At 50.7% G+C, this 15,213-nt stretch carries 14 protein-coding genes; all 14 read right to left on the bottom strand.

Annotation, left to right across the window (positions count from 1 at the left end):
* Positions 1-302 precede the first annotated feature (302 nt).
* The 14 genes from hisIE to uvrB all read right to left on the bottom strand — a co-directional run bounded on the left by hisIE (position 303) and on the right by uvrB (position 15,011).
* Positions 303-938, bottom strand: coding sequence for a bifunctional phosphoribosyl-AMP cyclohydrolase/phosphoribosyl-ATP diphosphatase HisIE (gene hisIE, locus AB3351_RS18285; RefSeq protein ID WP_371148593.1), 636 nt, complete (start codon positions 936-938; stop codon positions 303-305).
* Positions 939-1,715, bottom strand: a complete 777-nt coding sequence (gene hisF, locus AB3351_RS18290; protein WP_371148594.1) for an imidazole glycerol phosphate synthase subunit HisF — start codon at positions 1,713-1,715, stop codon at positions 939-941.
* 1 nt (position 1,716) lies between these two features.
* Positions 1,717-2,454: a 1-(5-phosphoribosyl)-5-[(5-phosphoribosylamino)methylideneamino]imidazole-4-carboxamide isomerase gene (hisA, locus tag AB3351_RS18295; RefSeq protein ID WP_371148595.1), complete on the bottom strand. Its 738-nt coding sequence runs from the start codon at positions 2,452-2,454 to the stop codon at positions 1,717-1,719.
* A gap of 23 nt (positions 2,455-2,477) precedes the next feature.
* Complete coding sequence (hisH, locus tag AB3351_RS18300) at positions 2,478-3,104, bottom strand: imidazole glycerol phosphate synthase subunit HisH (RefSeq protein WP_371148596.1); 627 nt, start codon at positions 3,102-3,104, stop codon at positions 2,478-2,480.
* Positions 3,105-3,106: 2 nt separating this feature from the next.
* Entirely contained in the window at positions 3,107-3,691 is a 585-nt protein-coding gene (gene hisB, locus AB3351_RS18305) for an imidazoleglycerol-phosphate dehydratase HisB (RefSeq protein WP_371148597.1), read from the bottom strand.
* Positions 3,688-4,980, bottom strand: a complete 1,293-nt coding sequence (gene hisD, locus AB3351_RS18310; RefSeq protein WP_371148703.1) for a histidinol dehydrogenase — start codon at positions 4,978-4,980, stop codon at positions 3,688-3,690. The genes hisB and hisD overlap by 4 nt, the downstream gene beginning before the upstream one ends.
* 6 nt (positions 4,981-4,986) lie before the next feature.
* Positions 4,987-5,634, bottom strand: coding sequence for an ATP phosphoribosyltransferase (gene hisG / locus AB3351_RS18315; protein WP_371148598.1), 648 nt, complete (start codon positions 5,632-5,634; stop codon positions 4,987-4,989).
* Positions 5,625-6,800 (bottom strand): ATP phosphoribosyltransferase regulatory subunit, encoded by a 1,176-nt coding sequence (locus AB3351_RS18320; protein WP_371148599.1) that lies wholly within the window; start codon positions 6,798-6,800, stop codon positions 5,625-5,627. The genes hisG and AB3351_RS18320 overlap by 10 nt, the downstream gene beginning before the upstream one ends.
* A gap of 192 nt (positions 6,801-6,992) precedes the next feature.
* Positions 6,993-7,496: an acyltransferase gene (locus AB3351_RS18325; RefSeq protein ID WP_371148600.1), complete on the bottom strand. Its 504-nt coding sequence runs from the start codon at positions 7,494-7,496 to the stop codon at positions 6,993-6,995.
* A gap of 10 nt (positions 7,497-7,506) precedes the next feature.
* Positions 7,507-8,163, bottom strand: coding sequence for a pyrophosphatase PpaX (gene ppaX, locus AB3351_RS18330; protein ID WP_371148601.1), 657 nt, complete (start codon positions 8,161-8,163; stop codon positions 7,507-7,509).
* A gap of 36 nt (positions 8,164-8,199) precedes the next feature.
* The gene (gene lgt, locus AB3351_RS18335) at positions 8,200-9,027 is read right to left on the bottom strand and encodes a prolipoprotein diacylglyceryl transferase (RefSeq protein ID WP_371148602.1); all 828 of its coding nucleotides are present in this window, start codon (positions 9,025-9,027) and stop codon (positions 8,200-8,202) included.
* 17 nt (positions 9,028-9,044) lie between these two features.
* Positions 9,045-9,977, bottom strand: a complete 933-nt coding sequence (hprK, locus tag AB3351_RS18340; protein ID WP_371148603.1) for an HPr(Ser) kinase/phosphatase — start codon at positions 9,975-9,977, stop codon at positions 9,045-9,047.
* A gap of 182 nt (positions 9,978-10,159) precedes the next feature.
* Positions 10,160-13,024 carry an excinuclease ABC subunit UvrA gene (gene uvrA, locus AB3351_RS18345; protein WP_371148604.1) on the bottom strand — a complete coding sequence of 955 codons (2,865 nt, stop codon included), beginning with the start codon at positions 13,022-13,024 and terminating at the stop codon, positions 10,160-10,162.
* Positions 13,025-13,031: 7 nt separating this feature from the next.
* Positions 13,032-15,011 carry an excinuclease ABC subunit UvrB gene (gene uvrB / locus AB3351_RS18350; RefSeq protein WP_371148704.1) on the bottom strand — a complete coding sequence of 660 codons (1,980 nt, stop codon included), beginning with the start codon at positions 15,009-15,011 and terminating at the stop codon, positions 13,032-13,034.
* Positions 15,012-15,213 lie beyond the last annotated feature (202 nt).

Raw genomic sequence — 15,213 nt, forward strand, 5'->3', positions numbered from 1 at the left:
AGATATATTTACTCGCACACATCGAGTGTCACTGTTCAGTTTTCAAGGAACTTATCTTGCGCGCTTTCGCGCTGTGCCGTTTCTCAGCGGCGACTTTATTATCTTATTACACATTCAGATTAATTGCAAGCACTTTTTCAAAAAACTTTTTCGTGCAACGTATAAGATATATTTTTTACAGCGATAATTAACAATTTATCATGTCTAGAAGCAAAATACAACTGTTATTTTACGCCAGTATAATAAAAAGCGGCACAGTATTTACTGACCGCTTTTTCACTCACAATCACATGATTGATCAACTATTTTACGTGCCGCTTTTCAAGCTCCTGAAGCACTGCATCCAGCGAAAGCTTTTGTTCACGCAGCAGGACGAGCAGATGAAACAGCAAGTCAGCCGCTTCATACCTTAATTCATCATGGCTGCGGTTTTTTGCCGCAATAATAACCTCGCTCGCCTCTTCGCCTACCTTCTTCAGAATCTTATCCACGCCTTCTGTAAACAAGTAGGTCGTATATGATCCTTCCGGCATCTCGGCTTCACGCTTGGCAATCAGTGCCTCGAGCTGGTTGAAAATAGCGAAGCGGTCTTCTTCCACTGCCTGACGATCCTCGTTACCGGACAGCAGCGAATCCGTAAAGCAGGAGTATACATTTTTATGACAGGCCGGTCCGTTTGGAATGACCTTTACAACAAGCGCATCACGATCACAGTCATACAAAACATCGATCACCTGCTGGGTATTACCTGATGTTGCTCCTTTATGCCACAGTTCTTGGCGCGATCGGCTCCAAAACCATGTCTCACGCGTTTCCAGTGTTTTCGCTAGCGACTCCTTATTCATATAGGCAAGCGTCAGTACCTCTTTGCTCTGTGCGTCCTGAACAACTGCCGGTAACAGGCCGTTCTCATCGAATGTAATACTCTCCAAATCCATTTATATCGTCTCCTCTACCATACGCATCTCGATGTTTTTATCATGCAGATATTGTTTGACTTCTTTAATGGATGTTTCTTTATAATGAAAGATCGATGCAGCCAGGGCTGCATCTGCTTTGCCCTCCACAAACGCATCATAAAAGTGCTCTTTTGAGCCTGCGCCGCCGGATGCAATCACCGGAATGCGCACCGCTTCCGAAATGGCTCGCGTCAAGGCGAGGGCAAATCCGTCTTTTTGACCGTCGCAGTCCATACTTGTCAAAAGAATCTCACCTGCACCCAGCGCCTCGACCCGTCTGGCCCACTCTACGGCATCCATTCCGGTCGCCTGTCGGCCGCCATGTGTATAGACTTCCCAGCCTTCTCCATTCTCACGCGCCTTGGCATCGATCGCAACGACAACGCACTGACTGCCGAAGACTTCAGCGCCTTCCTGTACAAGCTCTGGTCTTTTCACTGCAGCCGTATTGACCGATACTTTGTCTGCACCTGCGCGTAGAATTCGGCGCATATCATCCACTGTATTAATGCCGCCGCCTACCGTAAAAGGAATGGTCACATTTGCTGCCGTTTCCTCCACTACTTCTACCATGGTCTCCCGTCCTTCATGTGAAGCGGAAATGTCGAGAAACACGAGCTCATCGGCACCTTCTTCGCTATAGCGCTTGGCCAGTTCCACCGGATCACCCGCATCCCGCAGGTTGACGAAGCTAACACCCTTAACGACACGTCCTTCTTTTACATCTAGACAAGGAATGATTCGTTTGGCCAGCATGTCAGATCCCCTCCTGTATGCGCTGCAGCACTTGCGGCAGCTGAACGCGATCCGTATACAGCGCCTTTCCGACAATAGCGCCGCCCACTCCCTCCGCTGCATAGCGCGCCAGCTCTACGATATCCTGTTCGACGCTTACACCGCCGGATGCGATGACATCCTTGCCTGTAGCCCGGGCTAATTGCACAATGGCCTCTGTGTTCGGTCCTTCCAGCGTACCGTCACGCGATATATCTGTATAAATAAAGGTTTCCGCTCCCTTGGCAATCAGCACCTTTGCCAGTTCTTCCGCCGTCACTTCTGATGTCGTCAGCCAGCCGTGCGTTGCCACGTAGCCATTCCTCGCATCAATACCAATCGCAACCTTATCTCCATACTTCGCTAACACCTGCTCGGTAAACGGCTGATCCTGAATCGCGGCCGTACCAAGGATAACCCGGCTGACACCGCCCTCGATATACCGATCAATGTCTTCCATGCGCCGCAGCCCGCCGCCGATCTGTACGGGCACATCCAGTGCACGTGCAATATCCAATACGATGCCATTATTCACAGGCTGTCCTGCCTTGGCACCGTCCAAATCAACGAGGTGAATCCACTCGGCTCCCTGCACGGCCCACTGCTTCGCCATCTCCACAGGTGAATCGCCGTACACCGTCTCCTGATTGTAATCGCCCTGCAGCAGGCGGACGCATTTTCCGCCGCGAATGTCGATTGCAGGATACACAATAAAACTCATCTCTCTACTCCCTCTCCATCGATCTATCGTTTTGTTGACGCCGTCTCACATAACTTCGCAAAGTTCTCCAGCAGCTGCATGCCAACCGTTCCGCTTTTCTCCGGATGGAACTGCATACCGTACACATTTCCCCGGCCGACAATGCCCGGTACTTCCTGATGATAATCAGCCGTGGCCAGAAGCACCGGACGGTTTTCTTCTGTAGGCTGGAGAAAATACGAGTGAACGAAATACACGTATCCTTCCTCCACCCCGGAAAAAATGCGGTTCTTCTGTAAAAAGTCCAGCCGATTCCAGCCCATATGCGGAATTTTATAATCGCCGGAGAAGCGAAGCACCCGTCCCGGAAGAATGCCCAGACCTTCATGCTCGCCGTGCTCCGTACTGCTGGCAAACAACAGCTGCATCCCAAGACAGATGCCGAGCAGCGGCTTCCCACTGGCCGCAAATTGACGGATCGGCTCCTCCAGGCCGCGCTCTTTGAGGTTCTTCATCGCATCGCCGAACGCGCCAACGCCGGGAAGAATCGCGCCTTCCGCCTGATTTAACGCTTCCTCATCCGATACGAATGCATACTCATAGCCGAGCCGCTCCACCGCTTTGCTTACGCTGTGAAGATTGCCCATTCCATAGTCGATAATCGCAATCATGTTTACAACATCCCTTTCGTTGACGGGACCCCTTTCACCCGCGGGTCAATCATCGTCGCTTCATCCAGTGCACGGCCCAGCGCTTTAAACACCGCTTCGATCATATGGTGCGTATTGTGTCCGTAATGCACAATAATATGAAGGGTAATGCGTGCTTCAAGTGCCAGCTTCCAGAAAAACTCATGGAAGAGCTCCACCGGGAAGTTTCCTACATTCGCGGAGGGAAATTCGGCACGGTATTCAAGATGCGGCCGGTTGCTGATATCGACGATTACCTGACCGAGCGCTTCGTCCATCGGCACAAATACGCTACTGTAGCGTTTGATGCCTTTTTTGTCACCAAGCGCTTCACGGAACGCCTGTCCAAGACAGATGGCGATGTCCTCTACCGTATGATGGTAATCGATCTCGATATCGCCTTTTGCCTGTACATGTAAATCAAATTGTCCATGCTTCGTGAACAAATCAAGCATATGATCAAGGAAGGGAACATCGGTTGCAAGCTCTGTTTTCCCCTCGCCATCTACATTAAATCGAAGCTGAATATCCGTTTCATTCGTTTTGCGTGCAATCGATGCTGTTCTCATTGCCTGTTATCCTCCTGTTTCCGTTCGTTATCTAAACGGACCGCAATGGCCCGTGCATGCGCTTCTAACCCTTCCTGACGGGCGAGCGCAACGATTTTATCTCCATGTGCCAGCAAATCCTGAAGGCTGTATGAGATGAGGCTTGATTTTTTCAGGAAATCATCCACATTTAGCGGCGAGGAGAAGCGCGCCGTACCATTGGTAGGCAGCACATGATTCGGCCCAGCAAAATAATCGCCAACAGGCTCCGAGCTGTAGGCACCAAGGAAAATTGCGCCCGCATTTTTAATCTGTCCAAGGTAGGCCATCGGGTCCTCTACCATCACCTCAAGGTGCTCTGGTGCCAGGCGGTTGACAACATCCAATGCCTCAGCCATGTCTTCGACAATGCAAATCGCCCCGTGATTACGAACAGAAGCCTCCGCGATATCTCTGCGCGGCAGGGAAGCAAGCTGTGCCTCCACTTCCTGCTGCACGGCCTGCGCCAGCTCCCGGCAGGTTGTCACCAGAACGGCCGAAGCCAGCATGTCGTGCTCAGCCTGTGAAAGCAGATCAGCGGCCACATAAACCGGATTGGCGGTTTGATCTGCCAATACGACGATCTCGCTCGGACCTGCGACCATATCAATATCGACCAGACCGAACACCTCACGCTTTGCCAGCGCCACATAAATATTGCCCGGCCCCACAATTTTATCGACAGGCTTAATCGTTTCCGTTCCATATGTCAGCGCCGCAATCGCCTGTGCGCCCCCTACTTTATACACTTCCGATACACCCAGCTCATCCGCGGCAGCCAATACACCTGGATTGACTTTCCCATCCTTGCCGGGAGGCGTTACCATCACGATTTCTTCCACGCCAGCCACTTGTGCAGGAATGGCATTCATCAGCACCGAGGATGGGTACGCTGCCGTTCCGCCCGGCACATACAAGCCTACGCGCTGCAGCGGGCGAATCAACTGCCCGAGCATCGTCCCCGATTCCCGGGTCGTCATCCATGATTGACGCATCTGTCGGCTGTGATAATCGCGGATGTTTGCCGCGGCTTCCCGAATCGCTGCAAGCACGGTCGGATCCAACTCTTCAAACGCCTGACGAAATTCCCCTTCCGTCACCCGCATGGAATCCAGTTGGATGCGATCAAATTGCTCGGTAAAGCGAAGCACCGCTGCATCCCCTTCTTTTTTTACCGCCTGTAAAATCTCCAGCACCACAGCACGCTGCGTTTCCGTTCCCGCTTCCACATCGCGGCGGGTCGAAAAATTCGCGGCTTCCACAATCTTCATCATGACTTACCTCTCCTCTACAATCGAAGCGAATTTCTCGTATATGTAATCCACTGCTTCATTCTTCATCCGATAGCTTACCCGGTTGGCAATCAGTCGGGTTGTAATCGGCATAATTTCTTCCAATTCTACCAGACCGTTTTCTTTTAACGTGCGTCCTGTGGAGACAATATCGACGATCCGGTCCGCCAGGCCGATGAGCGGAGCCAATTCAATGGAGCCGTTGAGCTTAATGACCTCCACCTGCTGGCCCTGTTCACGAAAATATTTGGAGGCAACGCGCGGATACTTGGTAGCGACGCGCGGCGCAGCCGTGCCGGACGGCTTCCAGTCAGGCAGCCCTGCCACGGAGATGCGGCAGCGGCTGATCTGCAGATCGAGCAGTTCATAGACATTTCGGCCCTCTTCCAGCAGCACATCTTTTCCGACAACGCCAATATCGGCCACTCCATACTCCACATAGGTCGGTACATCGGTCGGCTTGGCAAGAATGAAGTCCAGATTGGCTTCCGGAACCGGCACGATCAGCTTGCGCGAATCATCAAATTCTGGGGGAAGCGGAACGCCGGCTTTGCGCAACAGATCGGCCGCTTCTTCAAAGATTCGTCCCTTTGGCATTGCAATGATGAGCTTTTCCTGTGCATTTACTGCCATGTCGCTTCCTCCCCTGTCATATCGATAACTTCAGCATATTGCGAAAAATCAACCTGGTTTGATTCTTCCTTCCGCTGCGTGATCACGACCGTATTGTCCTGCGCACGCAAAGCTCTGGCCTTCTCCAGCGCTGCGCTGCGCTGTTCTGCGCGGTATAAAATAAGAAACCGCCTTGCCTTCTCCATCTGATAGTCTGCCGCCTCCAGCAGGCTGTCCATCTGTATCGCGAACCCGGTCGCAGGACACGGGCGTCCGAACTGTGCCAGCAGCCCGTCATAACGGCCACCGGTGCATATGGAGAAGCCCTGATTCGCCGCATAGCCCTCAAATAAAATACCTGTGTAATAATCAAGATTGCTCAGCAGATTCAAGTCTAGCAGTACATATTGATCCACCTGGTAGGCTTCCAGCGCCTCCCACAGCTCACGCAGATTGCGAACCGCTTTGCGTGCCTGACCGTTCACTGTTATGGCTTCAGCGCGCTCTAACAATTCCTTGCCTCCGCGCAGCTTGAGCAGCTCGCATAAGCGGGACGTCCCTTCCTCGGACAGTCCCAGCCCGTGCACATACTGGCGGAACCCTACGTAATCCCGGTTATACAAATATTCCTTGAGCTTCTCACAGTCATCTTTCTCTTCTACGATCTCTTCTAATAATCCTTCTAAAAATCCGATATGTCCAACCGCAATCTTGAACACGGAAACACCGGCCGCCTTCAGCACGGACACTGCCAGCGCAATCGCCTCAGCATCGGCATCCACCGACGCCTGGCCGATGCACTCGATCCCAAGCTGCGTAAACTCGGCATTGCGGCCCGCTTCATTTTTCTGTGCTCGGAATACATTGGCCGTGTACATGAGGCGCAGCGGCAGCGGCTCCTCCTTCATCAGCGAAGAAGCGACCCGGGCAATCGGCGCCGTCATATCGGGACGAAGCACCACCGTCTTCCCCTCGCTGTCCAGCAATTTAAACAATCTATTATCAAGCGTGGCGCTCGCAGCGCCGACGGTATCATAGTACTCAAGAGTCGGTGTACTAATTTCACGGTAGCCCCACTGCTGCATGCAGCCTTTGACCTGGCCCTCCAGCCAGCGCTGCTCTTCCAGCACATCAGGTAGAATATCCCGCATGCCCAACGGCTTCTCAAACCCCAACGGTTTTGACATCCTGCTTTCCACTCCTCGTCTTATCCTTTACTATGGTAGAGAACTAAAGGATTTTCTTGTTGAATGTAGTCTAACACTCCCATTCTTATCCGTCAACCACTTCTGTTAAACCGTTAAAATTGTAAGCGCTATCTCTTTTTGCATAAAAAAAGCGAACCGGTTTCATACCGATTCGCTCGTGTTTTCATGCTTCTACTCCGATAGATTGCCCGCCTGTCTGATAATGCGCATGGGGTTACCGCCAACAAAGGCGCCTGCCGGCACATCAGCATTGACAAGAGTCGCCGCCGAGACGACCGCACCGTCACCGATCGTCACGCCGGGCAGAACTGTAGAATTGGCGCCGATCATTACGCCGGAGCCGATCTTCACATCACCTAGACGATACTCCTCTATCAAATACTCATGCGCAAGAATGGTTGTATTATAACCAATGATGCTGTTTGAGCCGATCGAAATGCGTTCCGGAAACATCGTATCCATCATCACCATTAAGGCTACGGCTGTATTTTCGCCCACCTTCATGCCAAGAAAGGTGCGGTACATCCAGTTCTTCAGCGGCATCCAGGGCGTATAGCGCGCAAGCTGCACGACAGCAAAGCATTTCACTACTTTCCAGAAACTTATTGTCTTATACAATTGCCATAATGAATTCGCTCCCTGAACCGGATACCGCTCCGTCTGTCGTTTTGCCATAACCCACCCCTTACGACTGACGAATCGGCTGCTTCACAATCTGAATCAGATCGCTCATATCATTCAGCAAATAGGTCGGGTCAAATGTGGATAAAAAGGACGCGCCCTTCAAGCTCCAGGCCACACCTGCTGACGAGATGCCCGCATTGTGTGCGGCTTGAATGTCGTACTGGCTATCTCCTACCATCAGGGTACGTGCCGGGTCTGCTCCCAGCGCCCGCATGGCTTTCTCCACCGGCTCCGGATGCGGCTTATGATTCTCTGTATCCTGATAGGAGACGAACGTATCCATGTACTTATCCAGACCAAACAAGCGCAAGCCCATCTCCGCTGTTTTCCGCTGCTTGGTCGTTACAATGCCCATCTTGATGTCCATCGCAGCCAGCTGCTCGATCGTCTCCAGCACACGCGGAAACTCTTCCACCAGCTCGTCATGCACCTGTTCATTATGTGCGCGGTATACCTGAACCAGCTCTTCCGAACGATCCGGTCCGAACAGATCCATCTGGTCATAAAGGGGCTTGCCCATATGAGGAATGATATCTTCACGCGTATACTTACCTGGATAAAACTTCTCCAGCGTATACATAAAGGACGTTAAAATCAAATTATTCGTATCAATCAGCGTACCATCAAGGTCAAACAATACATATTGGTAACGATGCATGGAACCCCTTCTTTCTTTCTATAAAATCTCTTTTTCCTAGCCTTCCCCATACCGTTTCTTTGCAACGCCTGTTTTTCTCAATACCACCATCATGACGAGAGCAAGCGCGATCAGAACAAGGCTGATTACCTGTGCAATGCGCAGCGTGTCCGTAAGCATTAAACTATCTGTCCGCAGCCCTTCTACAAAAAACCGTCCGATGGAATACCAAATCACGTAGCTGAGGAACAGATCCCCACGGCGCAGTGCGACGACACGACGAATCGTAATCAGCAGAAGGACGCCCAGCAGATTCCATAACGATTCATACAAGAACGTCGGATGATAGTAGGAATACGTATTCGTAAGTGGATCAAGAATGTACATCTGATCAATGATAAACTGTGGCAGATGCAGGCTCTGCAGAAACTCCAAACTTACCGGTCCACCGTGCGCTTCCTGATTCATAAAATTGCCCCAGCGGCCAATTGCTTGTCCGATCAGCAGGCTGGGCGCAACAATATCAGCAATCCGCCAGAAGGAAACCTTTTTCACACGCGAATAAATGTATGCGGTTAATACCGAGGCAATTAACGCCCCGTGAATGGCGATGCCCCCCTGCCAGATCGCAATAATCTCACCGGGATGCGAGCTGTAATACTCATCCCAGCGGAAGACCACATAATAGATGCGAGCCCCGATAATTGCTGCGGGGACTGCATACATCACCACATCCATAATCGTTTCCGGGTCCATGCCGACCCGCTTCGCTTCGCGCAGCGCCATTAATAACCCAACGAGCGCTGCCGTTCCAAGAATAATCCCGTACCAGTGTATAGATAAAGGCCCCAGCTGCAGGGCGATCGGATCCAATGCCTTTGGCATATTCAAAAACCCCCTCGTTAGATGTCTTCGACTGCGTCTTCAATTGTATCGGTCAGTTTTTTGCTGAAGACGACCGCAGCGTTATAGCCCATGCGCTTCAGGCGGAAGTTCATGGATGCAACCTCGACAATCACCGCAAGATTTCGACCCGGACGTACTGGAATGGTAATCTGAGGCACTTCCGTATCCATAATTTTTATTTTTTCATCGTCCAATCCAAGACGATCATACATCTTATTCGGGTCCCAAATTTCGAGACGAATGACGAGCGAAATTCGCTTATAATTGCGAATCGCACCCGCGCCAAACAATGTCATGACGTTAATAATGCCGACGCCGCGAATCTCAAGCAAATGCTGAATGAGCTCCGGCGCGCTTCCGATCAGTTGATTCTCCTGCGTCTGGCGGATCTCCACCGCATCATCTGCCACCAGACGATGCCCGCGCTTCACCAGCTCCAGCGCTGTCTCGCTTTTTCCGATAGAGCTCTGACCGACAAGCAGCACACCAACCCCATATACGTCTACCAATACACCATGCATTGTCGTCGTTGGTGCAAGGCGGCCTTCCAAATATGTAGTAAGCTTACTTGACAGCTTTGTTGTTGGAAGAGGGGAGGTTAATACCGGAATGCCGCGTTCTTCAGCCAGATCAAGCAGCTCAGCGGGTGCTTCACACCCATGTGCAACACAAATGCATGGGGTCGCTTCTAGCAAAAGCTTATCGATCCGTTCCATGCGCTCCGGTGCGCTCAATGCCTCATAGAAGCTCAATTCTGTCTTACCGAGAAGTTGAACGCGCTCGGACGCGTAGAATTCAAAATAACCAGCAATCTCAAGCCCCGGACGGCTAATGTCGCTTACGGTAACTTCACGGCGTAATCCAGACTTGCCGCCCGCCACTTTCAGTTGAAAATGGTTAACAATGTCGCGTACATGGGTCTTTTTCAAACCTTCCACCCTTTCTCTCTAAAATCATACCTTATTGTATCATATCGCTTGTGTCATGTTGAAAGAAAGAGCAAGTGATTGAAGCAAATCATCACGCCTACAAAAATAAAGAGACGGCTCATCGCCGCCTCTTTACAGGACCGCATGTATACCAGCCCTGCGTTAGTTGCTATTTCAATAGATCATGACTGTATCTGCAGCCGAGCCTCCGAGCGCTTACGGTCGCGCTCAAGTACAGGGGCCAAGTATTGTCCTGTATACGATTCATCTACTTTCACGACATCCTCTGGCGCGCCTTCAGCTACGATCATCCCACCACGGCTGCCCCCATCAGGACCTAAATCAATGATATGGTCAGCAGTCTTAATCACATCAAGATTATGCTCAATCACCAGGACACTATCTCCCGCTTCCACCAGACGCTGGAGAACTTTGAGCAGACGATCAATGTCATCGATATGCAGCCCCGTTGTCGGCTCATCAAGAATATACAGCGTCTTACCATTGCTGCGACGGTATAACTCGGATGCCAGCTTCACACGCTGGGCTTCTCCGCCTGAGAGCGTCGTAGCCGGTTGACCTAATGTAATATAGCCAAGACCTACATCATACAGCGTCTGAAGCTTGCGCTGTATGCGCGGAATATGCTTAAAGAATTCTAATGCATACTCCACTGTCATCTCCAATACGTCAGAGATATTCTTGCCTTTATAACGCACTTCAAGCGTCTCGCGGTTATAACGTTTGCCATGACATACCTCACAAGGCACGTACACATCCGGCAGGAAGTGCATCTCAATCTTAATAATTCCATCGCCCCGACACGCTTCACAACGACCGCCCTTTACATTAAAGCTGAAACGTCCCTTTTGATAGCCGCGCATTTTCGCTTCATTCGTCTGCGCGAACAAATCACGGATATCATCAAATACACCGGTATAGGTAGCCGGATTGGAACGCGGTGTACGTCCGATAGGAGATTGGTCGATGTCAATCACTTTATCAAGGTGCTCAATCCCCTCAAGCTTGCGGAACGCCCCCGGCTTCTGCTTTGACTTGTGCAATTCGCGAGCAAGCGACTTATGCAGAATCTCGTTAATGAGTGTTGACTTCCCAGAACCGGATACCCCTGTCACACACGTAAAGACACCGAGCGGGACTTTGAGCGTCACGTTACGAAGGTTATTTTCTTTGGCTCCCACAATTTTGACCCATTTGCCGTTCGGTTGGCGACGGTCGAGCGGCACGGGAATGAACTTGCGGCCGCTCAAGTACTGGCCGGTCAATGAATTCTCATCGTTCATTATTTCCTTAGGCGTACCTTTTGCGACAATCTTGCCTCCATGTACACCGGCGCCTGGCCCAATATCGATAATGTAATCCGCTGCAAACATCGTATCTTCATCATGCTCGACGACAATCAATGTATTACCCAGATCACGCATATGCTCCAATGTCTTGATGAGACGGGCATTATCCCGCTGATGCAGCCCTATGCTTGGCTCATCAAGAATATAGAGCACGCCCATGAGGCTTGAGCCAATCTGTGTAGCCAAACGAATCCGCTGCGCCTCTCCGCCAGACAACGTCCCGGCCGCACGACTCATCGTCAAATAATCCAAACCGACATCAACAAGGAATTGCAGACGTGCTTGGATTTCTTTTAGAATCAAGCGGGCGATCTGCACTTCCTTCTCTGTCAGCTTGAGCTGATCGAAGAATTCATGCGCCTCGGTAATCGAGAGGTCTGTTACATACGCTATGTTTTGTTCGTTAATCGTTACCGCTAATGCTTCTGCGCGAAGACGATGCCCCTTACAGGTCGGGCATTTCTTCTGACTCATGTATTGCTCCAACTGCTGACGCACATAATCCGATCCGGTCTCCCGGTAGCGCCGCGCTACGTTATTGACCACGCCTTCGAATGTCATGTGCGTATCCCGCACGGTCGAGCTGAAATCACTCTTATAGCGGAAGTGGAGTTTTTCTTTGCCGCTGCCATATAAAAGCACGTGCTGCTGCTCATCCGTTAGCTCTTCAAACGGCGCGTCCAGATCAATTTTGTAATGCTTAGCTACACTGGCAAGAATTTGTTCATAATAATTCGATGTGGAGCTGTTCCACGGATCAAGCGCTCCTTCGTTCACGCTCTTGGAACGATCGGGTACGATAAGATCCGGGTCGACTTCAAGCTGACTGCCCAGCCCATCACACTTCGAACACGCGCCAAACGGGCTATTAAATGAAAACAAACGCGGTTCAAGCTCTTGTATACTAAAGCCGCAGACTGGGCAGGCAAGATTCTGACTGAACAGAAGTTCTTCCTCTCCCATAATATCAACAAGCACACGGCCCTCTGCTAAACGTAACGCGGTCTCTAGCGAATCGGCCAGACGGCTTTGGATGCCATCCTTTACTACAATTCGGTCAATGACAACTTCGATAGAGTGCTTCTTGTTCTTCTCAAGCTTAATCTCTTCTGATAGATCTCGCACATCACCATTCACACGAACACGTACATAGCCCTGTGTGCGAATCTCTTCAAGCAGCTTGACATGCTCGCCTTTGCGTCCTTGTACAAGCGGAGCTAGAATTTGCAGACGCGTCTTTTCCGGATAAGCTAGAATACGGTCCACCATCTGTTCTACCGTCTGAGCGGTAATCTCTACCCCGTGCTCCGGACAATGCGGCCGGCCGATGCGCGCAAAAAGCAGGCGAAGATAATCATAGATCTCCGTCACCGTACCAACTGTCGAGCGCGGATTACGGCTCGTCGTCTTCTGATCAATCGAAATGGCAGGAGACAGACCTTCGATCGAATCGACATCCGGCTTATCCATCTGTCCTAGAAACTGGCGTGCATACGCGGACAGCGACTCAACGTAACGCCGCTGCCCTTCCGCATAAATCGTATCAAATGCCAATGAAGATTTCCCTGAACCGGACAGGCCGGTCAGCACGACAAACTTATCGCGTGGAATCGTAATATCTATGTTTTTTAAGTTATGGGCGCGCGCGCCCTTAATTGTAATATTTTCGCGGCTCATTCCTTCTTCATCCTTCCGCTTTCATCTCAAGAATTACATCACGCAGCTCAGCCGCACGTTCAAAGTTCAGCGCGCGGGCCGCTTCCTTCATTTCGTCTTCAAGACGCAGGATTACTTCCTTCTTCTCTTTCTTGCTCAGCTTGCTATACGCCTTCTGCGGCAAGTATTCTTCCTGTTCCTCAGCCGCCTTCGTCGCCTCGATGACCTCGCGCACCGCCTTACGGATAGTCTGCGGCGTAATCCCATGCTGCTCGTTATATGCCTCCTGCCGCTCACGCCGACGGGTAGTCTCCTCAATTGCACGTTCGATTGAATGCGTCATTTTATCCGCATACATAATAACATGACCATTAGCGTTACGCGCTGCTCGGCCGATCGTCTGAATTAATGAACGCTCATTGCGCAGGAATCCTTCCTTATCCGCATCGAGAATCGCGACAAGCGACACTTCAGGTATATCTAACCCTTCCCGTAAAAGATTAATCCCAATCAACACATCAAATGTCCCTACCCGTAAATCACGAATGATCTGCATTCGTTCGATCGTTTTAATGTCAGAATGCAGATACCGAACCTTGATGCCGACTTCCTTCAGGTAATCGGTCAAGTCCTCGGACATTTTCTTTGTCAGTGTTGTAACAAGCACGCGCTCTCCCTTGGCGATCCGGTCATTGATCTCACCGAGCAGGTCATCAATTTGACCTTTTGATGGGCGGACATCAAGCGTCGGATCGAGAAGTCCTGTCGGGCGAATCACCTGTTCGACGAAATCAGGAGCCTGCTCAAGCTCATACGGACCCGGTGTTGCGGATACGTATACGATTTGCTTGATATGCTTCTCAAACTCCGCGAACCTAAGCGGGCGGTTGTCCGCAGCCGAAGGCAGACGAAAGCCATGCTCGATCAGCATGTCCTTACGGGCTTTATCCCCGTTATACATCCCGCGAATCTGCGGCAGTGTAATATGCGACTCATCCACCATAATCATAAAATCATCTGGAAAATAGTCGAGCAGCGTATATGGTGTCGCTCCTGCAGGCAGGCCGGTCAGATGGCGTGAATAGTTCTCCACACCAGAGCAGTAGCCCATCTCCTGCAGCATCTCTAGATCGTAGCGCGTACGCTGCTCAAGCCGCTGCGCTTCCAATAACTTGTCATTCTCTTTTAAATAAGCGAGACGCTCTTCCAATTCCGCTTCAATACTTTTGACGGCCCTCTCCATCTTATCCTGCCCCGTCACAAAGTGAGAGGCCGGGAAGATGGCAACATGCTCCCGTTCAGCCAGCACTTCACCGGTCAAGACATCAATCTCCGTTATGCGATCAATCTCATCGCCGAAAAACTCAACACGAACCGCATGCTCGCTGTTAGACGCCGGAAAGATCTCTACAACGTCGCCACGCACCCGAAATGTGCCGCGCACAAAATTAATATCATTACGATCGTATTGAATATCGATCAGTTTGCGCAGCACATCATCACGATTCTTCTCCATTCCCCGCCGCAATGATAAAAGCAGGGAACCGTATTCTGTCGGCGAACCCAAGCCATATATGCAAGATACACTCGCAACAATAATGACATCGTTGCGCTCAAACAACGCACTGGTCGCTGAATGGCGCAGTTTATCGATCTCTTCATTGATGCTGGCATCCTTCTCGATGTACGTATCTGAGTGTGGAATGTAAGCCTCGGGCTGATAGTAATCATAGTAACTTACGAAGTATTCGACCGCATTATTGGGGAAAAACTCTTTAAACTCACTAGTAAGCTGTGCGGCGAGTGTCTTGTTGTGGGCAATCACAAGCGTTGGCTTCTGTACTTTGTTGATTACATGGGCCATCGTGAACGTCTTACCCGTTCCGGTCGCCCCAAGCAGTGTCTGATGCTTCTTCCCATTCAAAATCCCTTCTGACAACTTCTTTATAGCGGTAGGCTGATCCCCCTGTGGTTGATACTCAGAGACCAACTCAAATGTACTCTTCAGCTTTTCCAAGGTTTCACCTTTCCTTCGTCAGTATGCTGCATTTCATTATATCACAATCACATATACGAACATATGCTTTCCATAATTTTTTTCGAACGTAAGTTCTCTCAATACAAGTCACTCTTTTCTGTATACCCATTTACGTGCCGATGCACTACAAAAAACGCTGCTGACCCTATTCGTCAGCAGCGTTTTATCGTCG

It is taken from the genome of Aneurinibacillus sp. REN35 (assembly GCF_041379945.2).
GTDB lineage: Bacteria > Bacillota > Bacilli > Aneurinibacillales > Aneurinibacillaceae > Aneurinibacillus.

Excerpts from the sequence above, each read along its gene's own strand:
- AB3351_RS18325 (WP_371148600.1), bottom strand. The coding sequence starts at position 7,496 with ATGGCAAAACGACAGACGGAGCGGTATCCGGTTCAGGGAGCGAATTCA.
- ppaX (WP_371148601.1), bottom strand. The coding sequence starts at position 8,163 with ATGCATCGTTACCAATATGTATTGTTTGACCTTGATGGTACGCTGATT.
- hisB (WP_371148597.1), bottom strand. The coding sequence starts at position 3,691 with ATGAGAACAGCATCGATTGCACGCAAAACGAATGAAACGGATATTCAG.
- hisA (WP_371148595.1), bottom strand. The coding sequence starts at position 2,454 with ATGAGTTTTATTGTGTATCCTGCAATCGACATTCGCGGCGGAAAATGC.
- AB3351_RS18320 (WP_371148599.1), bottom strand. The coding sequence starts at position 6,800 with ATGTCAAAACCGTTGGGGTTTGAGAAGCCGTTGGGCATGCGGGATATT.
- hisG (WP_371148598.1), bottom strand. The coding sequence starts at position 5,634 with ATGGCAGTAAATGCACAGGAAAAGCTCATCATTGCAATGCCAAAGGGA.
- uvrA (WP_371148604.1), bottom strand. The coding sequence starts at position 13,024 with ATGAGCCGCGAAAATATTACAATTAAGGGCGCGCGCGCCCATAACTTA.
- hisH (WP_371148596.1), bottom strand. The coding sequence starts at position 3,104 with ATGATTGCGATTATCGACTATGGAATGGGCAATCTTCACAGCGTAAGC.
- hisD (WP_371148703.1), bottom strand. The coding sequence starts at position 4,980 with ATGAAGATTGTGGAAGCCGCGAATTTTTCGACCCGCCGCGATGTGGAA.
- hisIE (WP_371148593.1), bottom strand. The coding sequence starts at position 938 with ATGGATTTGGAGAGTATTACATTCGATGAGAACGGCCTGTTACCGGCA.
- hisF (WP_371148594.1), bottom strand. The coding sequence starts at position 1,715 with ATGCTGGCCAAACGAATCATTCCTTGTCTAGATGTAAAAGAAGGACGT.
- lgt (WP_371148602.1), bottom strand. The coding sequence starts at position 9,027 with ATGCCAAAGGCATTGGATCCGATCGCCCTGCAGCTGGGGCCTTTATCT.